The 26,631-nt window shown below is 28.8% G+C and carries 23 protein-coding genes and 11 tRNA genes; 7 read left to right on the forward strand and 27 right to left on the reverse strand.

What is annotated here, in order from left to right; translation table 11 throughout:
* Nucleotides 1–17: 17 nt before the first annotated feature.
* From ACQPVP_RS13245 to ACQPVP_RS13265, 5 genes are all read right to left on the reverse strand, one after another.
* Complete coding sequence (locus ACQPVP_RS13245) at nucleotides 18–695, reverse strand: Hsp20 family protein (protein ID WP_430850691.1); 678 nt, start codon at nucleotides 693–695, stop codon at nucleotides 18–20.
* Nucleotides 696–848: 153 nt separating this feature from the next.
* Nucleotides 849–1,490 carry a lactate utilization protein gene (locus ACQPVP_RS13250; protein WP_430850693.1) on the reverse strand — a complete coding sequence of 214 codons (642 nt, stop codon included), beginning with the start codon at nucleotides 1,488–1,490 and terminating at the stop codon, nucleotides 849–851.
* Between the two features lie 96 nt (nucleotides 1,491–1,586).
* Nucleotides 1,587–2,084, reverse strand: coding sequence for an SEC-C metal-binding domain-containing protein (locus tag ACQPVP_RS13255; protein WP_430850695.1), 498 nt, complete (start codon nucleotides 2,082–2,084; stop codon nucleotides 1,587–1,589).
* 52 nt (nucleotides 2,085–2,136) lie between these two features.
* The gene (locus ACQPVP_RS13260; RefSeq protein WP_430850697.1) at nucleotides 2,137–2,928 is read right to left on the reverse strand and encodes an MBL fold metallo-hydrolase; all 792 of its coding nucleotides are present in this window, start codon (nucleotides 2,926–2,928) and stop codon (nucleotides 2,137–2,139) included.
* Between the two features lie 21 nt (nucleotides 2,929–2,949).
* Nucleotides 2,950–4,215 carry a UDP-N-acetylglucosamine 1-carboxyvinyltransferase gene (locus ACQPVP_RS13265; protein WP_430850699.1) on the reverse strand — a complete coding sequence of 422 codons (1,266 nt, stop codon included), beginning with the start codon at nucleotides 4,213–4,215 and terminating at the stop codon, nucleotides 2,950–2,952.
* Nucleotides 4,216–4,508: 293 nt separating this feature from the next.
* On the opposite strand from ACQPVP_RS13265, the gene ACQPVP_RS13270 reads away from it, so the two are divergent.
* The 3 genes from ACQPVP_RS13270 (at nucleotide 4,509) to ACQPVP_RS13280 (ending at nucleotide 6,347) form a co-directional block, all read left to right on the forward strand.
* Nucleotides 4,509–5,051 (forward strand): hypothetical protein, encoded by a 543-nt coding sequence (locus ACQPVP_RS13270; protein WP_430850700.1) that lies wholly within the window; start codon nucleotides 4,509–4,511, stop codon nucleotides 5,049–5,051.
* 329 nt (nucleotides 5,052–5,380) lie between these two features.
* Nucleotides 5,381–5,827: a dUTP diphosphatase gene (locus ACQPVP_RS13275; RefSeq protein ID WP_430842081.1), complete on the forward strand. Its 447-nt coding sequence runs from the start codon at nucleotides 5,381–5,383 to the stop codon at nucleotides 5,825–5,827.
* An 88-nt stretch (nucleotides 5,828–5,915) separates the two neighbouring features.
* Nucleotides 5,916–6,347: a DMT family transporter gene (locus ACQPVP_RS13280; RefSeq protein WP_430850702.1), complete on the forward strand. Its 432-nt coding sequence runs from the start codon at nucleotides 5,916–5,918 to the stop codon at nucleotides 6,345–6,347.
* Between the two features lie 125 nt (nucleotides 6,348–6,472).
* Here the strand turns inward: ACQPVP_RS13280 and ACQPVP_RS13285 are convergent, their stop codons facing one another.
* The 8 genes from ACQPVP_RS13285 to ACQPVP_RS13320 all read right to left on the reverse strand — a co-directional run bounded on the left by ACQPVP_RS13285 (nucleotide 6,473) and on the right by ACQPVP_RS13320 (nucleotide 16,583).
* Nucleotides 6,473–7,489, reverse strand: coding sequence for a pirin family protein (locus tag ACQPVP_RS13285; protein ID WP_430850704.1), 1,017 nt, complete (start codon nucleotides 7,487–7,489; stop codon nucleotides 6,473–6,475).
* A gap of 478 nt (nucleotides 7,490–7,967) precedes the next feature.
* The gene (locus ACQPVP_RS13290; RefSeq protein ID WP_430850706.1) at nucleotides 7,968–8,636 is read right to left on the reverse strand and encodes a P-II family nitrogen regulator; all 669 of its coding nucleotides are present in this window, start codon (nucleotides 8,634–8,636) and stop codon (nucleotides 7,968–7,970) included.
* Nucleotides 8,623–10,116, reverse strand: a complete 1,494-nt coding sequence (locus ACQPVP_RS13295; RefSeq protein ID WP_430850708.1) for a DUF1538 domain-containing protein — start codon at nucleotides 10,114–10,116, stop codon at nucleotides 8,623–8,625. The genes ACQPVP_RS13290 and ACQPVP_RS13295 overlap by 14 nt, the downstream gene beginning before the upstream one ends.
* Before the next feature lie 402 nt (nucleotides 10,117–10,518).
* Nucleotides 10,519–11,493, reverse strand: coding sequence for an aldo/keto reductase (locus tag ACQPVP_RS13300; RefSeq protein WP_430850710.1), 975 nt, complete (start codon nucleotides 11,491–11,493; stop codon nucleotides 10,519–10,521).
* Nucleotides 11,494–11,583: 90 nt separating this feature from the next.
* Entirely contained in the window at nucleotides 11,584–12,837 is a 1,254-nt protein-coding gene (locus ACQPVP_RS13305) for an MFS transporter (RefSeq protein WP_430850712.1), read from the reverse strand.
* A 26-nt stretch (nucleotides 12,838–12,863) separates the two neighbouring features.
* A complete protein-coding gene (locus tag ACQPVP_RS13310) occupies nucleotides 12,864–13,781 on the reverse strand; it encodes a LysR family transcriptional regulator (RefSeq protein ID WP_430850714.1) in 918 nt (305 codons plus the stop codon).
* 311 nt (nucleotides 13,782–14,092) lie between these two features.
* Complete coding sequence (locus ACQPVP_RS13315) at nucleotides 14,093–15,433, reverse strand: hypothetical protein (RefSeq protein WP_430850716.1); 1,341 nt, start codon at nucleotides 15,431–15,433, stop codon at nucleotides 14,093–14,095.
* Between the two features lie 286 nt (nucleotides 15,434–15,719).
* Complete coding sequence (locus ACQPVP_RS13320; protein ID WP_430850718.1) at nucleotides 15,720–16,583, reverse strand: shikimate dehydrogenase; 864 nt, start codon at nucleotides 16,581–16,583, stop codon at nucleotides 15,720–15,722.
* Between the two features lie 735 nt (nucleotides 16,584–17,318).
* Between ACQPVP_RS13320 and ACQPVP_RS13325 the strand changes: the two genes are divergently transcribed.
* The gene (locus tag ACQPVP_RS13325; protein ID WP_430850720.1) at nucleotides 17,319–18,515 is read left to right on the forward strand and encodes a S8 family serine peptidase; all 1,197 of its coding nucleotides are present in this window, start codon (nucleotides 17,319–17,321) and stop codon (nucleotides 18,513–18,515) included.
* Nucleotides 18,516–18,554: 39 nt separating this feature from the next.
* Here ACQPVP_RS13325 and ACQPVP_RS13330 read toward each other — a convergent pair whose 3' ends face one another.
* Complete coding sequence (locus ACQPVP_RS13330) at nucleotides 18,555–19,661, reverse strand: M23 family metallopeptidase (protein WP_430850722.1); 1,107 nt, start codon at nucleotides 19,659–19,661, stop codon at nucleotides 18,555–18,557.
* 166 nt (nucleotides 19,662–19,827) lie between these two features.
* Here ACQPVP_RS13330 and ACQPVP_RS13335 point away from each other — a divergent pair, with 166 nt between their 5' ends.
* Together ACQPVP_RS13335 and ACQPVP_RS13340 are read left to right on the forward strand one after the other, a co-directional pair.
* Entirely contained in the window at nucleotides 19,828–20,826 is a 999-nt protein-coding gene (locus ACQPVP_RS13335) for a DnaD domain protein (protein WP_430850724.1), read from the forward strand.
* Nucleotides 20,819–21,796 carry an ATP-binding protein gene (locus ACQPVP_RS13340; protein ID WP_430850726.1) on the forward strand — a complete coding sequence of 326 codons (978 nt, stop codon included), beginning with the start codon at nucleotides 20,819–20,821 and terminating at the stop codon, nucleotides 21,794–21,796. Before ACQPVP_RS13335 ends, ACQPVP_RS13340 begins: the two co-directional genes overlap by 8 nt.
* Before the next feature lie 117 nt (nucleotides 21,797–21,913).
* On the opposite strand, the gene ACQPVP_RS13345 is transcribed toward ACQPVP_RS13340, so the two are convergent.
* From ACQPVP_RS13345 to ACQPVP_RS13395, 11 genes are all read right to left on the reverse strand, one after another.
* Nucleotides 21,914–21,988: transfer RNA gene (locus ACQPVP_RS13345), tRNA-Thr, on the reverse strand.
* A gap of 22 nt (nucleotides 21,989–22,010) precedes the next feature.
* Nucleotides 22,011–22,087, reverse strand: a tRNA-Asp gene (locus ACQPVP_RS13350).
* 5 nt (nucleotides 22,088–22,092) lie between these two features.
* A tRNA-Val gene (locus tag ACQPVP_RS13355) sits at nucleotides 22,093–22,168 on the reverse strand.
* A gap of 4 nt (nucleotides 22,169–22,172) precedes the next feature.
* Nucleotides 22,173–22,247 (reverse strand) — tRNA-Glu (locus tag ACQPVP_RS13360).
* A 9-nt stretch (nucleotides 22,248–22,256) separates the two neighbouring features.
* A tRNA-Thr gene (locus tag ACQPVP_RS13365) sits at nucleotides 22,257–22,331 on the reverse strand.
* Between the two features lie 21 nt (nucleotides 22,332–22,352).
* Nucleotides 22,353–22,429, reverse strand: a tRNA-Asp gene (locus tag ACQPVP_RS13370).
* A 4-nt stretch (nucleotides 22,430–22,433) separates the two neighbouring features.
* Nucleotides 22,434–22,509: transfer RNA gene (locus ACQPVP_RS13375), tRNA-Val, on the reverse strand.
* 4 nt (nucleotides 22,510–22,513) lie between these two features.
* Nucleotides 22,514–22,588, reverse strand: a tRNA-Glu gene (locus ACQPVP_RS13380).
* Nucleotides 22,589–22,612: 24 nt separating this feature from the next.
* Nucleotides 22,613–22,689: transfer RNA gene (locus ACQPVP_RS13385), tRNA-Asp, on the reverse strand.
* Nucleotides 22,690–22,693: 4 nt separating this feature from the next.
* Nucleotides 22,694–22,769 (reverse strand) — tRNA-Val (locus tag ACQPVP_RS13390).
* Between the two features lie 4 nt (nucleotides 22,770–22,773).
* A tRNA-Glu gene (locus ACQPVP_RS13395) sits at nucleotides 22,774–22,848 on the reverse strand.
* Nucleotides 22,849–23,110: 262 nt separating this feature from the next.
* Between ACQPVP_RS13395 and ACQPVP_RS13400 the strand changes: the two genes are divergently transcribed.
* Nucleotides 23,111–24,361, forward strand: coding sequence for an NAD(P)/FAD-dependent oxidoreductase (locus ACQPVP_RS13400; RefSeq protein ID WP_430850728.1), 1,251 nt, complete (start codon nucleotides 23,111–23,113; stop codon nucleotides 24,359–24,361).
* A 75-nt stretch (nucleotides 24,362–24,436) separates the two neighbouring features.
* Here ACQPVP_RS13400 and ACQPVP_RS13405 read toward each other — a convergent pair whose 3' ends face one another.
* A complete protein-coding gene (locus tag ACQPVP_RS13405; RefSeq protein ID WP_430850730.1) occupies nucleotides 24,437–25,195 on the reverse strand; it encodes an acyl-[acyl-carrier-protein] thioesterase in 759 nt (252 codons plus the stop codon).
* 160 nt (nucleotides 25,196–25,355) lie between these two features.
* Entirely contained in the window at nucleotides 25,356–26,243 is an 888-nt protein-coding gene (locus ACQPVP_RS13410; RefSeq protein ID WP_430850731.1) for a hypothetical protein, read from the reverse strand.
* Nucleotides 26,244–26,631 lie beyond the last annotated feature (388 nt).

The following is a 26,631-nucleotide window of genomic DNA, read 5'->3' on the forward strand; positions in this document are numbered from 1 at the left end:
CCTCATAGGTTAATTTATTATTTTATTGAATTTCTTGATTCTGTAGTATAATCTTCTACATCTATTATTTTAGTTCCTTCCTCTGCTTCTGGTAACTTCTTTAAATATATTCTTAGTACATCTGCATTGTATACTGCTTGAATCCTTTTTGCATCTACTCTTGGCACATAGAAACTTTTCTCAATATAATCTCTATCTTTATTCATTACTAACAATAATCCACTTTTTCTTAATGCATCTATACTAATTTTTATGCTTATATGATCATTATCATAATCTATATCTATATCCTGTTTATTTACACCTTCGATCTTTCCTTCTATAAGATACCTATCTCCATAGTCTCTAAATTCTAATTTTAATTCTTCTTCCTCTTCTCCTTCAATTATAGAATTTACCATATCACTACTTAAAACTGAGTCTACTATACTATTAATTAAACTTTCGTTATTAATTAGCGAATTAAATACGTCATTAAACATACCATTGAATGTACCCATAAAGCTACCACTAACCACATTAATTATATCATTTCCATTAGTAAATGTACCATATTTATAGCTTCCATTATCAGTGCTTCCACTATATACATTTCCATTTAAATTATTATTGTTTATATTATTAACATTACCTATTTTTCCATTAGGGTTATTACTCATTAAATTATTGAATAAAAACGGAAACATCTCAAACATTATAATCTCCTACCTTTTTAATTCCTATATAATATAATTATTTTAGATTATAATTTTTGACACTATATTACTCTGCATAAAATAAATAAATTCCGCTTAAGCAGCGGAATTTATCCTTAATTTTTATTTTTAATTTTTTATTCTTAATTTATCCTAATATCCAATATCTTCATTCATAAAGATTACATGTATCCTATCTTTATTACTTTGACTTGATATTACTGTAAATTCTCTGCATATTTTATCATTACTTTTACAGTCCATACAATATCCAACTTTAGCACAAGGTGTCATCTTATTTAATCTTTTTGCATTTGCAGGAGCTGATATTTCTCTATTTCTTATAACTGCTTCGTCTATATTTTTGACTATCTTATTAACTCCAACTACAAGAATTACCTTTTCTGGTCCAAAAAGCATTGCTGCAACTCTATTGCCGTTACCATCTATATTGTAAAGTTTACCATCTTCAGTTACTGCATTACTACTTGCAAAATAAGCATCTGCAAAGAAGCTCTCCTTAAATAATTTTGTTAATTCTTCTCTACTCAATCCTTCTTTATATCTATCTAAGAAGTTATATCTTTCACTTCTTAAATGATCTATAACACCTGTTTCAAATAAAGACATTGATCCACCGCATGCAACTGTAGAATTTTCTTTTACTAATTCCATTATTTTTTCAATTAATTCTTCTTTAGTATTAACTAGATACCCATTCATATTATTTTTATTAAGGGCTCCAATAGTTCTTAATATCCTTTGCTCATTAACCCATTGTAAATTACTATCCATTCTATATCCCCCAGATATTTTATTTTAATCTTATTATAATAAATATATATATTAAAGGAAAGAGACCTATAATTTATAGGCCTCTCTATAATTCAATTACTTTCCACAACACTTCTTATACTTTTTTCCACTTCCACATGGACAAGGATCGTTTCTTCCTATTTTATTTTCATTTCTTACCATTACAGACTCTCTGTATTGCTTTTGAATTTCTTTTCTCTTTTCAGCTGAGAAAATCCCTTCCCATTGTGGTAAGCTATATAAATATTCAGCTTTAGCATCTAACATATTAAAGTATAACTTTTCTAAATCAACATCTAATGTTATTTCTTCTTCAGCTGTTAAGTTTTCTAAATCTAAAGGATTCTTTAAGCTATCATTAACTCCATCAACAAATCCCATAACAAATTCAACTGTTGTCTTTTGTTTTTCAGCTAAATCTTTAATTGTAAATTTAAAATTTTCTGCATGCTTTGATAATATTTCTTTGTATATAGACTTTTCTATTTCCATATACTCATTCCAAAAAGCTTGTTCTCCTTTTACTTTTACATATTCAACTACCATATCAGTCCATTGCTTATATAAACTCATATTTCATTCTCCTTTTTATACGGTTATTTTATAAGTATTTTATTTTAATTGATTAAACAACTATTACTTCACTAGGACAATGCCTATTAGCCATAGTCAAATCAACATCTTCTTTTTGTATAATGTTATTTTCACGTAAAACTTCACTAACAGTTTCTAATGCTAAGTCTGGGTGATTATTAGTTCCGCTTAAATGTCCTAAAATTATTCTCTTATTTGACTTATATTTTATTAAGTCTACTAATGCCTTACCACAATCCTCATTAGATAAGTGACCAACTTCACTTAATATTCTTCTTTTTAAAGCATATGGATATGGTCCAAACTTCAACATATTAACATCATGATTACTTTCTAATAATATAACTTCTGAATCCTTTATATTATCTCTTATTTCTTCAGTATATATTCCAAAATCAGTCGTAACACTAGCTCTTCTTCCATTGCAGTGAACTGTATATCCAACTGGTGCTACAGCATCATGTGGTATATTATATGAAATTACATCTAAGTCCTTTATAGACATAGTAGATCTTCTATCCATTATTCTTATATTATGTTCTTTTATTTTTCCTATTAATCCTTCCATTACAGTCCAAGTATCTGCATTACTATAAATAGGAATATCGTATTTGCGAGATAAAACTCCTATGCCTTTAATATGGTCTGAATGCTCATGAGTTACAAAAATTCCGTCCAATTGTCTTGGATCTTCACCAATACTTTTTAAAGCTTCATCTATCTTTTTCCCTGGTAATCCTGCATCTATTAGTATCCTTGCATTTTCAGAAGCAATGAAAATACTATTTCCACTGCTTCCGCTATATAATGAACAAAATTTCATCTCACTATCCCCCATCAGACATTACTCTTCTATAACTACTCTAGTAATATCTGCTCCTAAAGCTGAAAACTTATTTTCAATATGAGGATATCCTCTATCAATATGCTCAATTTCTAATATTTCAGTAACACCATCTGCTACTAATCCTGCTATAACCATAGCAGCTCCAGCTCTTAAATCTGTTGCTATTACCTTAGCTCCAACTAAGTTATCTTGGCCTTCTATTATTGCAGTTCTTCCTTCAACCTTAATAGTTGCTCCCATTTTTTTAAGTTCGTCTATGTGTTTATGTCTACTTTCCCAAATACTTTCTGCAATTAAACTCTTACCTGGTACTATGCTTAATAAAGCTGACATTGGTTGTTGAACGTCTGTTGGAAATCCAGGATAAGGAGCAGTTTTAACATTAACTCCCTTTAAGTCTCCGTCAACATACACTCTAACACTATCATCGCCCTCTTCTACTATAGCTCCCATTTCAGTAAGTTTAGCTGCAATAGGTTCTAAGTGTTTAGGAATAACATTTTTAATAGTTACATCACCTTTTGTTGCAACTGCCGCAATCATAAATGTTCCAGCTTCAATTTGATCTGGAATAACACTATAATTACATCCTGTTAACCTTTCTACTCCTTTAATTCTAATTACATCTGTTCCAGCACCCTTAATATCAGCACCCATAGAATTTAAAAAGTTAGCTACATCAACAACATGAGGCTCCTTTGCAACATTTTCAAGTATAGTAGTTCCTTCTGCTAATGTTGCTGCAATCATAACATTTATAGTTGCTCCAACAGTAACAACATCAAAGAATACATTAGCTCCTTGAAGCTTTTCTGCCTCAACTGTAACAGCACCATGTTCAATAGTAACCTTAGCACCTAATGCCTCAAATCCTTTAATGTGTTGGTCTATTGGTCTAACACCTATAGGACATCCCCCTGGAAGCTCTACTCTAGCCTTTTTAAATCTTGATAATAAAGCTCCTATAAAATAATATGAAGCTCTCATTCTTCTAACATCACTTGTACAAGCTTCAACTCTTGTAACATCTGTTGCATCTATCTCTAAAGTATTATTATCTAATTTATTTACTGTACATCCAAGACTAGTTAGTATTCTTTCAAGACAGTGTACATCTTCAATATCTGGCACATTATCAATAACACACTTACCACTGCTTGACATTATAGCAGCTGGAAGTATAGCAACTGCTGAGTTTTTAGCACCATTTATATCAACTGAGCCTTTTAAAACTCTTCCTCCATTTATGACTAATTTTTCCATCCGTTTCACCCTTATCATAATTTATATATATTAATCTTTCCTATTATTTCAACATTTATCCATTCTATGTAACTTTCTTAAAACTTACATTTTACATTATAACATAAAAATAATTTAATTAAATAGAGATTTTTCTTCCAAAAGGCATTTTTGCTTACTTTTAGCCTAAATAGCCAATAAAATTTTTCAATAATATAATCTTTTTTAATTTTCTGTAATATGCTATAATTTATAACAAAGTTTGTATACATTTAAAATGCATATAAATTAATATATTTTGAGAGGCTGAAGCTATGAAATATTACTTAGTTGCATTATTTGATGATGAATCATATAAAAATTTAAATCCTATACAAAAGAATCTTTCTAAAAAGTTTAGGGCAAATAGGAATTCTCCAACCCCTTATATACCTTTAGAAGTAATTGAAAATCCTAATATTGATAAATTAGATGTTGTAGTGGATAAAATTATTAAACCATATAAAAACTTTAAGGTTCAGTTATCTCCGGAAGTTTCTATTTCAGAAACTAATAAAACCCTTAATATGAAAATTCAAGAAGTTGGTTATATTAAAAGAATAAATAGATTAATGAACGATACTTTAAGACTACATGGATTTAATGTTCAGGAGACTAGCGGCAATTCATCCATGCATATATCTTTAGCTAACCTTAATTTTATCCCAAAAGATATGAAAAGAATTGATGGCGAAATTAAGTTTAAATCTAAGTGTGATACTTTAAAGGTAGATAGAATAGAGTTATGGAAAATTTCAAACAATAAAAGAGAAACCTTAATAAAAAGTTATCCATTAAAAAAGAATTTATATTTATAATTTAGAAATTAGAAGCTAAAAACTTATACGCTAACTGTTAGTTTTCAATATAGCTTCTTTTTTTACTATTTAGGAAATTATAAAGATGTTACCCTGATAATAACTTTTTTTATAATTTCCTTCCTTCAGCTTTGAAGTGCTTCTATTAATTTTGCGATGACTTGGAGCTTGCGACAGAATAAGCAAAATTATATAGAAGTACTTTTTTATTTTCTAATTTTATTAAAATATTTAAAATTTATTTTTTGTATTCGTTTACTAAGCTTTTCAACTTCAATTTATTTCTGTAAAATAGAATATAATAAATCCTTAAAAATAGGGGGATCTTTATGAACATTAAATCTTTTTTTGAAGCTCAAAGAGAGAGAAATAAACAAATTATTATTGATAACAGCTTAAGCGAATATAAAATTTGGGCTAGAAAGCACCTAGAGTTACATACAAAAATAAGCCATCTTGCTGATGAGACAAAATGTTATAAATATTGGATCTCAGAAGATGAAATTTTAAATAATTCAGCTCTATTTGAAAAGTACTTAGATTGTTTTGCCCTTATAATAACTGTAGGCATAGACAAAAAATATGATGCTGTAGAGGAAATCGCTATAAAGCCAAATGATTATTGTCTAAGCGATCAATTCTTAAATTTATTTATAGATTTAAATGATTTAATTATATCGCCTTCAGAAGATCATTATATAACTCTTATTGAGGACTTCATTAGCTTAGGAATTACTTTAGGATATTCAGTAACTCAAATTGAAGAATCATTTTAAGAAAATCACCTAAAAACCTTCTATATATTATAGAGGGTTTTTTAATATTTATTTCATCTCATGGTAATAATATTTTTGAGGTGATATAATGCTATCAATAATTTTTGCAATAATTTCTGGAATTTCTATGACCTTGCAAGGGATATTTAATACAAGGCTTGAAGAAAAGGTTGGAACCTGGGAAACAAATGTAATAGTTCATGGCACAGCATTAGTTTTAACTGTTATAATTGTTATGTTTTTTGGAAAAGGAAGTTTTAGAGCTGTAAAAGAAGTAAATAAGCTATATTTATTAGGAGGTATCCTTGGAGTCATTATAACTTTCACAGTTATGAAAAGTATTGGTTCTATGGGTGCAACCTTAGGTATTGGTATAATATTAATAGCTCAATTAGCTTCTGCAGGAATAGTAGATGCCTTTGGACTTTTTGGTACAGAGAGAGTTACATTTGGATTTAGAGAATTTCTTGGAATTGGAATCATGATAATTGGAATAATTATTTTTAAATGGAGGGGCTAAAGTTCAATGTCATTTAGTCAAGACTTATTTCTTATCCAAAGCACTTAAGAATATCAAATATTTAATAAAGAGCAATTATACAATTTTATTGTACAATTGCTCTTTTAATAAACCATTTATTTTAATTATCTTTTTTCAATGCTCCCATCAGGATAATAAGCTATTCTTCCTTGATTTTTATCATGGACAGGATCATCCTTTTCCCAAGGCCATCCTCCAAATTCTGTTTCTTGATAATCTCCTATAGCTTCTTGGATTTCTTCCCTTGTATTCATAACGAAAGGTCCGTATTGAGCTACTGGTTCTAATATTGGCTCCCCTTCTAAAATAAGAATATAAGACTCTTTATCTTCATTCACAATTTCAATTTCATCGTTTCCTGAAAGTTTTACTCTATTTGAAGGTTTAATATTATAACCATCAACATTAATATTACCTTCTCCTTGATAAAAATAAAGATTTCTTATTAATGATTCTGATACAGCATCTAAGGATATAGACGAATTAGGTTCCATATGAATTAAGTATATTCCTACATTATTATTTCTATCTTTAGCCCAAGAATTATTACAAGGTTCTAAACTCTTTATTCCTTTCATATTTCCAGCAATTACTTTTACCGTAGCCTTTTTACCTTCTTTATTTACAGCTTCTAATAATGGAATATCTTCAGCCCACATCATTTTGTAATCCGGATTTACGAATTTATCTTTTTTAGGTAGGTTAACCCATATTTGAAACAACTCTGCTGGATTTTCCTTATCTTCATTTACAAGGGGAAACATCTCTGAATGTTGACATCCAGCCCCTGTAGTAAGCCATTGAACATCGCCCTTAGCATAACGTCCATGAGCACCCTTAGAGTCAAAATGATCTACTACTCCATCTAAAACTATCGTTACTGTTTCAAAACCTCTATGAGGATGTACTGGAAATCCTGGTACATTGTCTCCATGATACATGCTAAAACCATCTTTTCTTGAAAAGTCATTATGAATGTCTCTTCCTTTCAAAGATACCGCTACTCCTTGCTCTTTATTTCCTCTTGGATAAAAATCTTTGTGATGTGCACAAAATAAAAATGGGTTCTCTACTTGCCATTGAAAATCTATTGCTTGTATTCCTATAATTTTATTATTCATATTAATTTTTATATTCTTAGTAAGATTCTACATTTGAAATTAATATCACAATTTTTCTCTTAATTAAAATACATTCTTCCTACTAAGACATCCTCCTCTTCATATATTCTCTATTTTATTATTTCTAATTTCTATATTATCTCTATTAGTATTTTTTCTATCAAAATAGTTAATTTTTGAATCATATATTAAAATTACTCGTATATTTCCAATTCACACTTATCTTGATTTCAAGATAAGTATACCTCTTATATATCTCGAAATCAAGATATATAAGTAAATTAATAAATTTATTAAATTTTATATTTTTATATATTTAAATACTTTTTTATATAATTTAAATATATTATTATGATTATTAAAAGAAAAATACAACAGCTAAAATTAACATCTTAACTGTTGTACATTTTCAAACTTTATATATTTACTTATTAATTATATTATATTTTAATAAATTTATTTACCAAGTTTATATTACTTACTCATATAAACCATAGGTTTTGTTTATATCTTGAGTGTAGATAATACCTTTTCCAGGTTCATCTATTTTCATTTCCTCTTTAATTGAAGCAACAATTTTATCTGTATCTTCTGTCTTAGATAAAATTATGACAATTTCTTTTTCAGGTTCAATTTCCATAGCAAAAAGCTTACTAGTCTCATGCACTCCAGCCCCTCTAGCGTTTATTATAGTTCCGCCTTTAGACCCTGCCTTGGTAGCAGCATCAATTACATCTTCTGCTCTACCTTTATCAACAATTACTGTTATAGCTTGATACATAATATTATCTACACCTCTTTCTTCACTGTTACTAATTTTACAATTTCTTGTTCCTAATATATTTGAAATTGAAGTAGTAAATGCTATACCATGATTTGGTTTTTCAAATTTAAATTCTTCATTTAATTTCTCTAAAGCTTTATATGCTTTATCTACTTCACCTACCATTAATACTATTTCTTTTCTTACATCTGTCAGACCAAAAAAACTTAGAACTTTATTATTTACTGTACCTCTGCATAAAGTTATAGTACCTCCAAAAATACCTTCTTGCTTAGCTTTGTGTATAATTTTACTTCCTAATCCGAAGTTTACTACAACACAAACAAGTTCAATATTTTTGCACCCACAATTATCCAATGTCACTTTCGATTCCTCCTTTTTTAGATTTTATTTTAAAAATAAAACCTAATACTTGTAAAGCAATTATAGGGGTCATTGCAACCATTGCAATCATTCCAAATCCGTCTACTAGAACATTTGCTCCTTCAATTGCTTCTGCTGCTCCTTGAGCAAATGCCAATATAAATGTTGCTGTCATTGGTCCTGATGCAACTCCACCTGAATCAAAAGCTATCCCAACAAATAGCTTTGGAACAAAATAAGTCATTGCTATAGAAATTATATACCCTGGTAGTAAATAATGCCATAGCTTTATTTCAGGAATCACAATTCTAAGCATTGATAACCCAACAGCTATCCCAACTCCTACTGATAGAGTAATCATAACAATATTTCTTTTTACATATCCACTTGTAACATCTTCAATTTGTTGAGTCAATACGTGTACAGCTGGTTCTGCTAATATAGTTACAAAACCTAGTGCAAATCCTACTATAATAACATATGCTTTATTGTCTAAAGAAGCTATTTTATATCCTAATGCTGTTCCTAAATCCATAAATCCAGCATTTACACCAACTAGGAATATAACTAATCCTACAAAGGTAAATAGTATTCCAAATAAAACTTTTTTAACTGACCTTTTTGAAAGCTTGAAAGAAACCTTTTGAAATATAAGAAAAATTAATACTATTGGTAAAAGAGCAATGAATATCTCTTTAGATATTGTAGGTATCTTTTCTATAAATGGGGCAATTATCAAATCAGATGAATTAGTATTAATATCTAAACTTCCTGATATCTTGTCCATTCTTGATATTATACTCATAACCATGACAGCTATTATTGCTCCTGAAGAAGCTATTGCAACCAATCCAAAACTATCTTTTTCTGAAGACTTACTATCCTTTTTAAGAGTTGAGACCCCCATAGCAAGGGCTAATATAAACGGCACCGTAAGAGCTCCTGTTGTCGCCCCTGATGCATCAAAAGATATTGCTAAAAACTCTGGTGATGAGAATAAAGCAAGTATTAAAATGAATCCGTATAATACTGATAATATCTTGTATAAAGGGATATTATATACTATTCTAGCAAGTCCTAAAGCTAGCATTATTGCTATTCCAATAGATACAATAACTAATATAAGCCCTTTTCCTATAAGCCCTGATGTAACCATTTCTACCTGTGCTGCTAAAATATGCAAATCTGGTTCTGCAATAGATATGACAAATCCTAAAACTAATCCAGCAATAATAACTATTAATATTTTATTTGATTTTGCCATTTTTGATCCCATAACATTACCAATGGGAGTTATACCAATATCCACTCCAACTAAGAATATTGAAAGCCCTATAATTATTGCTAGAGATCCTATAAAGAATCTTATAATTAAAGGGGTGTCAAGAGGTGTTAATGTAAAGTTTAATATAAGCACTATAACTGTAATTGGAATAACAGAGTATAAAACCTCCTTAAGTTTTGAAACTATTAAATTCAAATAAATACCATTCCTTTCTATAATAAACTATATTTTATAACATTATTTAAATTATCATTAATTATATATACTAGTTAATAATATTTCTATTTTATGTTAAATTCATTTTATATATCTATTTTATCATATTTTTTCTAAATAAATTGTTAAATATTAATGTACAATTAATAAATATAAATTTTGTAAATGTTTTCTTTGATATTATATCAATGCAACTCTTAATTATTTATCTTTAATAACAGCTTTTTTAAATATAATTGATAAATATTTTCATTAAATAATATCTCCATTATAAAAGCAACCTTAAATTATATAATTTAAGGTTGCTTTTAACTGTAAATTTTTATTTATTTTATATTGCTATTTATTATATTAGGATGGTATTTCATCAAAAAATAATAATTAATTTAATTTGTCGCATTTAAGTTCTAAATAAGCTATTTCTTCAGATGTCAACTTAATATCTAAAGCCTTTAGGCTTGATTGAAGCTCTGATTTTTTTCTAGGTCCTATCGATGCAGCTACATCCATTCTTTCATCTATAACATATGCTAAAGCTACATTAATTGGCTCTACATCATCACCCTTTATCTTAGCTATTTCTTCTGCTCTCTTTAATCTTTCAAAGTTTTCTTCTGTGAAGTAAGCTTCTTTAATATCTTGAGGTGCATCTTGATTAATGTCTTTCCATAATGGAACGAAGAATCCTGCACCTTGTGCTCCCCAAGATACTATACTAATTCCATCATCATTACATCTTTTAACATAATCAGAATCTACATATACACATCCAACCCATCTTGGTTTATTAACTTTTGCTAAAGAGAAAGATGGATTATTTACTGAAATTCCTAAATACCCCTTTGATTTGCAATATTCATTAGCTTCTTCAACTCTTTCATTTGACCAGTTACTAACTCCGTAAGTTTTTATTTTTCCTTCTAGACGATGTTGTTCTAATCTATCCATAAGTTCTGATACAGGAACATCTACATTGTCTCTATGCATTTCATATATATCGAAATATTCAACTCCCATATTATTTAAACTATATTCCAAATCTTCAGTTATATACTGAGCACCAACTCTATTTTTTTCAGGATAATGAACATTATTTTCATCAACATAATGATGACATGCTTTATTTATAATTACTAACTCTTCTCTATTCTTTCTAGCATTTAACCATTTAGTTAATACTTTTTCACTCTTACCCCCATTGTAGAATCTACCAGTGTCAATTACATTTCCACCAGCTGCCACATAAGTATCAAGTAATTCAAATATTACTCCTTCATCTTCTAATGAGAACCAACCTGTTCCCATCATTACTCTTGAAACTTTTTTATCTAACCCTTTGATCTTTAAATATTTCATGTTTTTCCCCTCCCATATTTCATATAATTTAATGTTTCAGCTAAAGATTTAAACTACTTTTAGCGAACATATAATCTTAATTCATCTATATTAGTTTTCTTTAACTACCTTGCTAAATATATTCTTTATCCCAAATACCTTACTATATCTAATTGAAAGAATTAACATAAGAACGAATCCGCCTACTGCAACCCCAGCATCTAATAACATTACCTGTGTGAAATCTACTTTCATCATTTTGCTAGCTATTGTTGGCATTACATATGTTGCTAAACTCATAAAAACATTATATATACTTGTATTCTTTCCTTTTCCTTCTGGGAAAAATTGAGATAACATTGCATTACCAGTTTGAAGAACTCCTCCTGCAACTGTAAATCCAATTGTGAATGATCCTACTGTTAATATAGCTTGGCTTGGGAATAGATACATAGTCACAATTGCAACTGATGATACTGCTCCATATATAACTAATATAGCCATATCTCTAATACCCTTAGACATAATTATTGATGAAAGTAATACCGCTATAAAAGATCCTGCTGTGTAATAACTTAATAATGCTCTTGAAGCTATTTCACTCATTCCTATAACTTCTACCCCATATAAAGTTATTACTTGTTGGAATAAATAGAATGTTGACATGCAGCAGAAAGCATATAACATTAAAATTACTCCTTCAACCATATATTTAGGTTGTTCTTTAAATGTGATGTTATTTTTCACTTTGTTTGTAACTTTAGAGTCTACTTTAACTCCCTTAGCCTTAAGTTCTCTTAATTCTTGATCTGGGAACTTCGCTTTTAATAAGCTAATACTATTTATCACTACAATAACCATTGGAATTACTAATGACCATCCATACCAAATATTATTTCCATTAAGCCATCCTATGAACATAGGTAATAACATTCCTGATGTTGATATAAATCCCTTAACTACTACTGAAGCAGAGCTTGGGTTATCAGGATAAATCTCCATTAATGCTGGATAAGTTGCCCCATCTAAGAATGATGTAGCAGCCCCTGCTATAAATGCAATTACATAAGCTAATGTTAAGCTAGTATTAAATAAAAGTCCTCCAAAGAAGGCTATGTATCCAATCATCCCTACATAGATAAGTGGCTTTCTACCAAATTTATCCGATAAAACTCCTGAGAACAATAGTATAAGCACCTTACCTATTCCTGTTACTGCAATTACCCCCATAACTCCAGCCTTGTCGGTTCCCCATCTTTCTGCAAATATGTTTATATTTTGAGCTATTATTATTGCTTGAATTCCTTGTACAAAATAGTTCATATATAAACCAATTGAAGTCCAGAAATATTTATTTTCTTTCATTTTTACACTCCTTATTTTAAATACACTTAAATTTCATATTTAAATTTAAATTCCTTTTCTATATAATCAATAAATGTTTTCATAAGCTCACTTTTTGACTTGTTTTTTTGATATCCAATATATATTCCTCTATTATTAATTGGGTTAGAAATACTTAAGATCTTTATATTCATATCATGATAAATATTTTTCATTGGTGTTATGGTAAATCCCATACCACTTTTAACAAGTCCAACTATTGATATCTCATCTTCAACCTCAGTATATATATTAGGTTTTAAATTAATCTCATCAAATAATGATTTTATTTCATTTCTTGTCCCAAACTTATTTGAATATTGAATAAATGGAACTCCATTTGTTTTTATTAAATCTAGGTTATCATACTTAGCTAGCTCTGAATTTTTGTTTACTATAGCAACATAATTTTGATCTAAAACCTTAGTATACTTAAGCTCTGAATCCTTTTCATTTATTGCATTTATAAATATAGCATCAAACTTATCTTCTTTTAATCCTTCTATCATCTCTTTAGTACATTCCTTCGTTGAAGTGTTACTCTCAAAAAGTTGAAACCTAATATCCTTATTCCTTTTCTCTTTTAGGAAATTAGAAATTAATGATGGTATAAAATCCGAACTTAGCGAATATAAAAATGCAATTCTTATTGTTTTATTTGAAATATCTTTTAAATCATTTAATCTTTCAATACCCCAATTTAATTCTTTAATAGATTTTTCTGCATAAGGTATAAATTCTTTTCCAAATTTAGATAAAATAACATTTCTACCTGATTTTTCGAATAATTTAACCCCCAGCTCTTCTTCTAGGCTTGCAATTGCATTGCTTAAACTCGGTTGAGTAATATGCAGAATTTCAGCAGCTTTTGTATAATTTTCAGTTTTTGATAATATTAAAAAATAATTTAACTGGTTTATATTCATAAAGACACCTCTTTTTTTAATTTATATACCATAGTAAAGAATCTTTAGTGTCATTTATTAACAATTTAAAATATAAAATTTAATAAATTATTTTTTTAACAATGTACACTATTATGATATAAATTATTTTATTACTTGTCTAATTTTTTTTGTTAATAAATTCACGTAATCTATAGCTTTTGCCTATGCGTTTTTATAGTTCATTTATAGAGTTATAAAAAAAATTAGGTAGCTAACCTAATTCTTTTTTATGTAGTTATTTTAATGTAATAGTAGCCATTTATATGTCTATCTTTAACTTTTTAAAAATCTTATTCTATTTTAGAATTTTCCTTTTTAAATCCAACTAATATCAAATGTAATAAAACCCCTGATACAAGTCCCCAAGCAGCACCTTTCGTGAATAATATTACAGCCATAAAACCTGCAATCCCCTTATCAGTATCTGTTCTGCAATATTCCATAGCAAGTCTTGAACAAATAAAACCTTGAGTTAATAAAGTAATAGCCATTCCAATTGGGAATATAGGTTTCATAATAGAAACTATAGGTATTATAATTACACTTATAAATGTGGCTAACCTAAAGGTACCCATACCTCCAATAAGCGAATCCATAGCCTTACGTCCATCTCTATAACGTAATGCAATAGTTGCTGTTGCCCCTGCCCATAAAGGTCCACTAAGTGGAGGAAATGGTGCAATAAAAGCTAAAATAGCGTTACGAATTCCACTAATTAGATTTGATCTATTTGCATCAAAATCTATCTTTTCATCATCACGACATTCTTTAGCCTCTCTAACCAACGTCTCACTAGTTACAAAATCCCCAAAAGCAATTATATAAATCACAATAGCTAAAGGAATTGCATCTATAAATAACTTAATTGATGGAAAGCCAACTGCAAAAATACTAGTTGTATTTATTATCTCTTTAAAATTAACAAATTTTATGACAGTTCCAATTTCAAAAACAGGTTTTGGTAATTCTCCTACTACTATGCCTATAGCTAAAGCTAATAAAAGAGGAATTAAGGTTCCATAAGAAGAAATTTTATTAAGTATTTTATTTTTACTTCTCATTTTATTGAATACTTCTGAAAAAGTAATAAAAGCTACTAATAAAAATCCTACTATTAATGTTATTGGATATTGTTCAAATCTTCCCCCATCTTTAAATTCTCCAAAAACCGCTGAAATTGATGCAGATAATAAAATACCGCCTTTTATAGAATCGGGTATAACCCTTAATAGTTTTTCAGCCGACTTCGTTATTCCCATTACGATAAAAATTAAGGCAACTAATATTTGCAAAGCCATTAATGCCTGTAATCTCTCTTGACCTATTTCATACCTTAAAATATAAGCCAAGGAAAGAGGTAATGCTGGAGTTATCCATCCAGGAACTACAGGATCACCTAAAATTGAATGAAGCATATATAAAAATACTTCTATAATAACAATTCCCCAAGCAATTTCAAAAGAAATACCTAAATATTCAGTTAATATTGCAATTGTACTTAAGGCTGTAGTCCCAATAATTAAACCTTGTACAAATTCCGGACTTTCTATCCTATAATGAATACCTGGAAACCTTAATTTAAATAATTTTAGATTAATGTATGGCTGTTCTTCTCCCTTATTTCTTCTCATAATATTCCTCCTTTTGTTTTCTTTACCATAAAAATATTTTATTTATCTATCGGTTTTAACAAAATTATAACATTTTCATCAAATATTATAGTTTTAATTTCCATATTGTTATAGTATTTCCATTAATAAAAATAATTTTTTGATAATTTTCTAACAAAACACCTTAATAAAGTTTATATTAAAATTGAAATTGAAATAAAAGAGTTATCTATAAACTATTAGTAATACATCCTGAAAAAAAAATTCACACTCAATTATATAAGCTTTTAAAGCGATAATTTTTGCATTAAAATATAAGCTCTTTAATATAGTCAACAGGCATTTCTTCACCTGTCCATAGTTTAAAAGCTTCTGCTCCTTGCCAAAGCATCATTCCTAATCCATTAATAGTTTTGCATCCTCTAGCTTCTGCCATTTCCAAAAGCTTTGTTTTATTCGGAATATACACAATATCTGATACTACTAAATCTTCCCTTAGTATTGATGGGTCACTTATGTTACATAAATTCTCTAAAGGCTTCATTCCTACTGGTGATGCATCTGTAAGAATCACACTATCTTGAATTTCTAAGGCTAATTTTTCTGTATCTTCTAAATCAAATATTTGAGCCTTACAGTTTGTTTTTTCATTAATATCCTTAACTGTTCTTTCACCAACGCTAAAAAATCTATCTTTTCTATTGAATATTGAAATTTCTTTTACTCCATCTAAAGCAGCTTGTATTGATATCGCTGTTGCTGCACCACCAGCCCCTATTAAAGTCATTTTCTTTCCTATTATATCAATCCCAGCATCCTTAAGTGACTTCATATATCCAACTCCATCTGTAATATGTCCTGTTAATACTCCATTATCATTTACTACAGTATTAACTGCACCTATCATTTCAGCAGCTGGAGAAAGCTTATCCATGTATTTGCATATGGCTATCTTATTAGGCATGGAAACATTATATCCTCGAATGTTTAATGCCTTGAATCCCTTTATAGTATCCTCTAACTGATCCTGTCCACACTCAAAAGCAAGATAAGCATAATCTAATCCTAATTTTGCAAATGCTTCATTGTGCATTTTAGGTGATTTTGAATGGGATATTGGTGTTGCTAATAATCCTATTAATTTAGTTTTTCCTGAAATACGTTCTGACATTTTATCTCTTCCCTTCTATAATTAAAATTTAGGCATAAATCATTGTCATACCTTAATTTATATTAATACTTTATATGTATAATTTTCCATTATGGATAGGGCCCAGAATTATATCATATAAATACTTAAACATTTGTTAATTTTATAACTTATTAGTTTAAAAAAAGTGATAATTTACCCCAAATAAATTTCCTTAATTTTCTATAATATTATTATAATTCATATTTGCCTATTAATATAATAGATATTTTTATACTTATTAATAGATTTCTTTTATAGTTTTTATTATACTTTTATTTATAAATGATAATTAAATATCAATTATGGTTTTGAAATGAAAGGAAGAAATGTACAGTTAACTAAATACGGGAGATTTTTTTCTTGATTATGTTAAAAGGGCTCTACTTGAATCCTGCCACCAATTTATTTAAGGAATTCGCTATTAATAATAACACTAATATCATAAACCTAATTAATAAATAAAAGAATATCTTTTATAACATAAATTTTATACTCACATTTAAACCTCTTTACAATATACTGATAATTGTATGACTAGTATATATACGAGTATAAGATGGCACCAAAAGAAAAATTTATTAACCAATCCTTAGCATTAAAATTATTTTGACAAATATAATGTAATTTATACTACTTTCATATAATAATTTATTATATTAACAAAACTTCACATTTTAATATAATATATATTGTAATTAATTTTAGGAGTGTAATATGTTTTCTTTAAATAGAAAATTAGAACCAAACTTAAAAGCTTGTATAATTTCAAAACCCTATAGTAATTATAGGATTCTAATTAAATATAGAAGATTTCAAGATAGCATACTAAAAAAAATAAATTCTTACAAAGGTGAAGTAATATGTCATATAGAACACTGTAAGATAATTTCTGCTAGTTTAAACTATAAGGGTATACAGCGGCTCTTAGAATATCCTGAAGTTGAATATATTTGCTTTGATGAATACTTATTTTTATGTGGTATTAGCGTTAATACTGCAAATAAAGTTAGATTACCCAATAAAAATAGAAATAAAGGAAGGGGAATAGGAGTTGCTATAATAGACTCTGGAGTCTATCCTCATCAAGATTTAATTACTCCATATAATAGAATTTCTTCATTTGTAGATCTAATTAATCACTTAGGACATCCATATGATGATAATGGGCACGGAACCTGTACAGCTGGAATTATTGCTGGTAATGGCAAAAAATCCAATGGTATGTATAGTGGAATAGCACCTGAAAGTAATATTTATTCTTATAAAGCTTTTGATAAAACAGGAAAAGGATATTTTTCTGATATTTTATACGCAATGGAACTAATATCTAAAGAAAATGAAAGAAATAATATTAAAATACTTTGTCTTCCATTTGAATTGTTAAGTTATAATATATTCTTACAAAAACTTTTTGATTTAATGACTTCATTAATAATAAGTAAGAATATAACTTGTATAATTCCAAGTGGAAGTAATAAAAACTCAGATGGCTCAATTATAGGATTAGCCCTTTGTAACAATTGCATAACAGTTGCAGGATATGATTCTACTTCTAATATAAAACCTTATACTTATTCCTCAGCAGGAGCATCAAGAAAAGATTCTAAACCAAATCTTTGTGCATCTTGTGTTGATATAGTTTCATTAAATTCTGATATAACATATATATCAGAAAGAGATGGAAATAAGTTATATCCATCTAAATTAGATTTATCTTATAAAACCTTTAGTGGTACTTCTATAGCAGCCGCTTATGTCGCAGGAGTTTGTGCCTTAATTTATGAAGATAATGAAAATCTAACTCCCAAGGATATAGCTTCATTATTAAAAGTATCTTGTGAGTCTTTGGATAATATCCCAAATAACTATCAAGGTAATGGGATAATTAATATTAAATCTATATTGAAATAAAAACTCAAGCTAAAACAAGCTTGAGTTTTTTATATAAATCTATTGAACTATATAATCTGTCGGATCAACGGGTTCATTATTTACTCTTAATTCAAAGTGTAAATGTGGCCCTGTGCTAAATCCAGTATTACCTACCTCACCAATTACATCTCCTTTTTTAACCTTATCTCCAACTTTTACTGAAAATTTACTTAAGTGCCCATAATATGTATTCATATCATCTTCATGCTCAATTATTATTAAGTTTCCATAACCACCATCATTATATTGAGAATAAATAACTTTACCATCCATGGCTGCAAATACCTGATCACCTATATTACCTGCAATATCTATTCCCTTATGAAATGAATTCCACCTCTCACCATATCCAGAGGTCATGTAGCCCCCCCTAGTTGGTTGTCTTAAAAAGGCTACTCCATAATCATAGGGATTTTTAGTACCTCTATATATTTTTTTACTTACTTGATCTTTTATAATCTCTTCTTTTACTATTTTAGTCTCTATAACCTCTCCACCTTCAGATGTAATCTGTACAGTATTCTTTTTTAACCCATATGAACCCTCTTCCACTTTACTCTCCCCTAAATATAACTCTTCAGTAGGAATTATAAGAGTAGATGGTTTTATATTATTAACTTCCTCTTTAAGATATTTTATCTTTATTTTAATTTTTTCTGAATCTTTTTTATGTAAGTTATAGATACTTTTTGCTAAGTCTTCATTAGTTTGAAGAAGTTCTACATCGAATCTCTCTTCTTTTAATTCCAAATTACCCTCAATCTCAAAGGACTTAACCATATCCTCTCCTATATTATTTTGAATTATATACTCTTTCAAAACTATTTCTTCTATATTATCCAAGTTATTTTCTATAAAAGTATATCCTATTACATTTTCATCTAACATTACTTCATATCCATTAATCTTTCCTGTTAAAGCAACCATTAAGTTATCTAACATATTATCAGACATTTCATTTGATACAGAATAAAGTTTATTATTTATGTCTATATTTAAATTAGTATTAACAGACGCACTATATTTAGAATAATTGATATTAAAAGTAATAATTATTGTAATCACCATTACGGCTAGCTTATTTACTATATTTATAAGCCTTCCCGAACTTCCCTTTATATCCATAAGCACTCCCTTCTTTTATTATTAAGTTAACAAACACATTTATTAGTTTTTCCATATCTACAAATAATATTCCTATTTATATTTTCTACTTTAGTTGAGGCAACTACCCCACTTTGTTATAATTAACTTAATGTATATTATTACTTTTAGAAAGGTAAATGTAAATATGAGCACTTTTATGTTTAAATCAAAGCCTCTAAAATTTACTCCTGTTAGCAATATATTTATTGAAAGATATATGCCTAAGGCTAGAGGAGAATTTGTTAAGGTCTATCTTATAATGCTTAAATATAATTTTACTGGCGAGCCTGGAGTTAATTCTACAGTGCTAGCTACATCCTTAAACCTTTTAGAATCAGATATAATTAATGCTCTTAACTATTGGAATGAAGAAGGGGTTATAAAGCTTGTACCAATAGATAAGATGGGCAATTTCAATATAGAATTTGTAGATTTATCTAATGATGGAAATGCAAATGTTGAAAAATTCAACTTAGTCGAAGAGCTAACTAATACATCAAATGGGGATATGTTAAAGGATATAGGAAGGCTACTAGGCAGAACTCTATCCCCTACTGAGGTTGAAACCTATATAGGATGGAAAAAAGAATTTAATTTTTCATATGAGCTAATACTATTATTAATTGAATACTGTGCTTCTAAAGGAAAAACAAACTTTAGATATATAGAAAAAGTTGCTATAGCATGGAATGAAATGAATATAAAAACAATTGATGACGCTCAAAACTATATAAAAAAAACTGAAGATAAATGGGGAACTTATAGAGAAATTCTAAAGTTCCTAGGAATTAGAAATGCTGACATTATGAAACCTCAAGAAGATATGCTAGAAAAATGGACTTCATCATATAATTATTCTTTAGATATAATCAAAAAAGCTTGTGATATTTGCTTTCAAAGATTGAATAGAGCTGATTTTAAATATATTGATGGAATACTATCAAGTTGGAATAAAGATAACTTAAGAACTCTAAAAGATATTGAAAATAAGGAAGCTAGTTTCAAAAATGCATCTTCTAAGAAGGTTTATAATAATTCAAAGACTAATAATAAGCCAAAATTAAGATTTGACAACTTTAAAGGCAGAGACTACGATTATGACGATTTAGAAAAGAAATTGTTAGGATGGGATACTGATGATTAAAGGATATGAAAAAGAATTAGCTTTAATTTATGAAAATATTAGAACGGAAGAACAAAAAAATTTAATAAAAAGACGTAAGGTAATAGAAGAAAATCACCCAGAGATATTAGAACTAGATAATTCAATTCAAAAAAAGTCTCTTGGACTTTCTTTATCAATATTGAAAGGTATTGATGAGAATATATTAAAAAAATATAGAGAAGAAATAACTGACTTAAGGGTTAAAAAAAGCGAAGCATTAGTAGAAAAGGGATATAGTTCAGATTATTTAGCACTTCATTATAGGTGTCAAAAATGTAAAGATGAAGGATATATTGGCTCTAAAAGATGTTCTTGCTATAAGAAAAAACTAGTTCAACTTTACTACAAAGATTCAGAATTAAGTGATTCTCTTTCAGTTAATAACTTCAAAAACTTTAATATAGCATTATTCTCTCCTCATAAACTAAATGAAGCTGATAGATTCTCTCCTAGAAAAAATATCGAAAATATTCTAAGATATTTAAGAGAAGACTATATTCCAAGGTTTAGTGATATAGATGATAACTTATTATTCTACGGAGACTCTGGTACAGGAAAGACTTTTCTAAGCTGTTGTGTAGCTAAAGAACTTTTAGATGATGGTTTTTTAGTAGTTTATAGAACAGTAGATGAGCTCATGGGGAACTTAAGAGAAATAAGATTTGAAAATAATTCTGAATTAGAAGATTTACTTATAAATTGTGATTTATTAATTATAGATGATTTAGGTGCAGAACAAATAACAGATTTCACTACAAGTGAATTTTTTAATTTATTAAATAAAAAGTTACTTAGAAAAAAGAAAATGCTTATATCAACAAACTTAAATTTAGCTGATATAAGGGTAACTTATACTGAAAGAATTTCATCAAGACTTTTAGGAAACTTTAAATTATATAAATTTTATACAGAAGATATAAGAATTCAATTAAATTTAAAAAGAAGATAAAAAACTCCTTATGGAGTTTTTTATCTTTTCAATTTTGTTTCATATATTTTTATTTAAATTATTTGTATTCTTTATATTTTATTAAACAAAAAAAGCCTTAGATAATTCTAAAGCTTTTGGAGCTGGCAATAGGAATCGAACCTACAACCTGCTGATTACAAGTCAGCTGCTCTACCGTTGAGCCATGCCAGCGTGATTATTTCTAAAATTTTAATGGCGACTCAGAAGGGGCTCGAACCCTCGACCTCCGGCGTGACAGGCCGGCACTCTAACCAACTGAGCTACTGAGCCAAATATGGTGGAAACAACAGGGATCGAACCTGTGACCCTCTGCTTGTAAGGCAGATGCTCTCCCAGCTGAGCTATGCTTCCATAATGGTGACTCCTAGGGGAATCGAACCCCTGTTACCACCGTGAAAGGGTGGTGTCTTAACCGCTTGACCAAGGAGCCATGAAATTTTGGAGCTGGCAATAGGAATCGAACCTACAACCTGCTGATTACAAGTCAGCTGCTCTACCGTTGAGCCATGCCAGCATGATTATTTTAAAGTTTAAATGGCGACTCAGAAGGGGCTCGAACCCTCGACCTCCGGCGTGACAGGCCGGCACTCTAACCAACTGAGCTACTGAGCCAATATGGTGGAAACAACAGGGATCGAACCTGTGACCCTCTGCTTGTAAGGCAGATGCTCTCCCAGCTGAGCTATGCTTCCATAATGGTGACTCCTAGGGGAATCGAACCCCTGTTACCACCGTGAAAGGGTGGTGTCTTAACCGCTTGACCAAGGAGCCATATGCATTTTTTAAACTTTAAAGTGGCGACTCAGAAGGGGCTCGAACCCTCGACCTCCGGCGTGACAGGCCGGCACTCTAACCAACTGAGCTACTGAGCCAATATGGTGGAAACAACAGGGATCGAACCTGTGACCCTCTGCTTGTAAGGCAGATGCTCTCCCAGCTGAGCTATGCTTCCATAATGGTGACTCCTAGGGGAATCGAACCCCTGTTACCACCGTGAAAGGGTGGTGTCTTAACCGCTTGACCAAGGAGCCATATCTTTTTTTATCACTCTTGCGCTTGCCTTTCTCCCGGCGAGCACATTAACTATAATACATAAATTTTAATATAGTGTCAACACTTTTTTATAACTTTTTTTTATTTTTTTTATTACTGCTAAAAAAATCTTATAAAACCTAGAAAAATATTGGTTTTAGACTAAATTAAACTTCTTATATTTATTATAAATATATTATAATCTTATTATATGATATTTTACTATAAATTTATTATATTAATTTTTTAAGGAGTTTTATTATGATACATCATGATTTAATTATAGTAGGTGGCGGAGCATCTGGATTATTTGCTGCAATTAATGCAAAAGATTTTGGTTTAGATGTTGCCATAATAGAAGGTACTGATAGAGTAGGTAAAAAGATTTTAACTACTGGAAATGGTAGATGTAATATTTCTAATAGAAATATTTCATTTCCTTTCTTCTCATATCATAGTGAAAATACAGGATTTTTTTCAAAGGTTTTATCTAATTTTGGAGTTGAAGATACTGAAAACTTCTTTTTATCTCTAGGACTTCCTATTATAGAGCTAAAAAACGGTAAAATGTATCCGAAATCTCTTCAAGCTTCTTCAGTAGTAGATATATTAAAAATGGCTATTGATGATAGAGAAATTCCTTTATACACAGATTGTAAAGTAAAAGATATCCACAAGAGAAAAGTTTTTAAATTATCCACAAGTAACGATGATAAAAAGTTATTCACATGTAATAAACTAATTTTGGCCTGTGGAGGAAAATCTGCTGTTAAAACCGGATCTGATGGGTCTGGGTATAACTTAGCAAAATCTTTAGGGCATACAATAATTAAAACTGTTCCTGGAATAGTTCAATTAAAATTAGATAATCCTTATCTTAAATCCATTTCTGGAGTAAAGTTTGATGGATATGCAACTTTATTAGTAAATGGAGAAGCTACAAGAAAAGAATTTGGAGAAATTTTATTTACTGACTATGGAATATCAGGACCTCCTATACTTCAAATTTCCGGTTATGCCTCAAAGGCTTTACTAAATAATAAAAATGTAGAAGTTGTTGTTGATATGTTACCTAATGAAGATATTGAAGATTTACAAAACTTCCTTGAAGGACATTTTGCTATGTTTTCACATAGACCAGTTATAGATTCACTTATAGGGATTATCAATAAAAAGCTTATTCCCACAGTATTGAAAGCAGCAAATATTCCAAATTTACATATGCCTTGCTATGAACTAGAATGGCATCATAAAAGGGATCTAATAAATATCTTGAAATCTTGGAAGTTTAAATGTGTAGATACTAATGGATTTAATCAAGCTCAAGTTACCATAGGTGGTATAAATACTAAAGAAGTTAATTCGTCCACTCTAGAATCAAAGATAGTAAAAAACTTATATTTCTGTGGAGAAATTTTAGATGTAGATGGTGATTGTGGTGGTTTTAATCTTCAATGGGCATGGAGTTCAGGCCACTTTGTAGCTAGAAATATTGCAACTAGAAATAATTAAGTATATAAAACTAATTGAGGAAGCAATTCATCTTTAAAAATTGCTTCCTCAATTTAATAACTTATTTTTCATATTTTAATTATTGATATCTTTCTTCCAACATCCTATTAATCTAGTTAATTCTCTATTATCTAAAGTTTCTATCTTATGTATAGTTACTAAAGAATCACCTTCCTCTTCTCTAATATCTGTAAGCACCCTAACAGTTTCTCCATATTTACATTCTTTTTCAAATGTAACCTTAATTTCATCTAATGTATAATTATTAACTATTTCTTCTGGTAAAGTTTCAATAGCCCAATCAATATATTTTGTATTATTCACATGTTTATTAGAGTCTATATCTGAATACCTAATCTTGAATGTATCTTCGTATTTATGCTCAGTAATAGTTTCAAGTTTTGGAATCTTAAAATCTTCTTGCATATCTCCATCAACACCATATACCTGATATTGATCCTTAGGAATTCTCATCATTCTTCTCTTTTCTATATTTATTAATAAAAATATTGCATTTGCAATGACTATTACATTTCCATTACTATCCTTAATTTCATAATTTCTTAAAGCATAAAATTTTTTAAATCCAACAGCTTCAGTCTTAACCATTAATTTTTCACCATAGGTTGGATTCCTAAATATTTTTACATGATAATTATAAAATACCCAAGTCATATTATTTTCAATAAGACTCTCCATACCTGAACCTAATTCCTCAGATTGCTTTGTTCCAATGTCAGATAAAATATTAATTATAGTTGACATGTTTCCCTTTAAATTTCTATCCACATCGTAGTAATGTAATTCATATTCTTTTTCATAAGCCTTCCCCATAATATACCTCCTAAAAATTAGAGGCTGTCGCACAAACATCCCAAATTAAAAATGAAGAATTATTGATGTAATTCTTATATAATCGCTAAAATTAATTATTCATTCTTAATTTTTCATTGTACGACAGCTCCCTTAAATGCAAATTATTTAATATTGTATTTTAAACTATTGGATCTATAAATCCATCATCTTGATTATTATCATCTCCAGAATTACCTAGGAAATTATCAATTTGTGGCTTAGTTCTATCTAGAACAAATATATTTAAATAAGCTGATACATATATGCTAATAACTACTGGAAATATCACTGATAGTATACTTCCTAAAATAGGTATAAAATCAAGTATTACTAGTCCTATAACTAATAGAATTGAAATACCTGAAATAGCTGCCAATCTTCCTACTGTTGACCAAAAATATCCCTTTCTAAATAAATGAAAAGTCTCTGTAATTGCATCTATTGCGCCTAAATCATTTACTACAAAACTTGAATTAAATAAAGAACATAATGGTATTATAACAACTATTATTGCAATTATTAAAGGAACCGCTATTATAGCTCCTATTCCTAGAGTTATTAAAGAAAATAATGTCCCTAAAATAATTAGAACTGTAATTGCTATACACATCATTAATGAAACTAATATACTTAATCCTAAAGCACTCCATTTCTTTTTCCAAATATATTTTGTAGCACTTTTCCAACTTACTTCATTCCCCTTATTAGCATCATCTAAAATCTTAGTTATTACAAATGTACCAAATAAAGATAAAATTCCTGCAATTATTCCTACTATTATTATTATGAATATAGCTCCTGCTCCTATAGCTGAAAAACTATTATCATAATAAGTATATGAATCTATATATGATATACTAAAAAATACTGCAGCAATAAATGTAAAGCTTATTACCATTGTTAATATAAACGAAGGAACCATAAATATTCCTATAGATTTTAGAATTTCTAAAACATTATCCTTGCATATATTAAATGCCCTAGATAAAATTTCCGTTATTAATAATTGTTCATTCCTTTTTTCCATTAAAGCACCCCTAAAATATTTTATTACTATATATATATTATTTTATCATAATTATTTACTATTTTATTATTATTTTTAATATTTTTACCAAATTAATGCATATAAAAAAGCCCTAACAAATCATATTTACTGCTACAAACTAAAGGTAGCAATTACTCATTTATCGCAATTATGAATTTTTATTCAGTTACAAGCTTCACACCATAAAATTAATAGACGCACTTCAAAGCTTAAGGAATGAAATTATAAAAAAGTTATTTACAGGGTAACATATTTATAATTTCCTCAAGAGTAAAAAGAGACTGCCTTTCGACCAATGTCACTTAGTTAACATTATGGCAGCCTAATAAAAACATGAAGCTATCGCTATCTGTATAAAAAATCCGCT

Origin of the sequence: Clostridium nigeriense, assembly GCF_050585265.1 — a bacterium.
In the GTDB taxonomy this organism is placed as follows: Bacteria; Bacillota; Clostridia; order Clostridiales; family Clostridiaceae; genus Clostridium; species Clostridium nigeriense_B.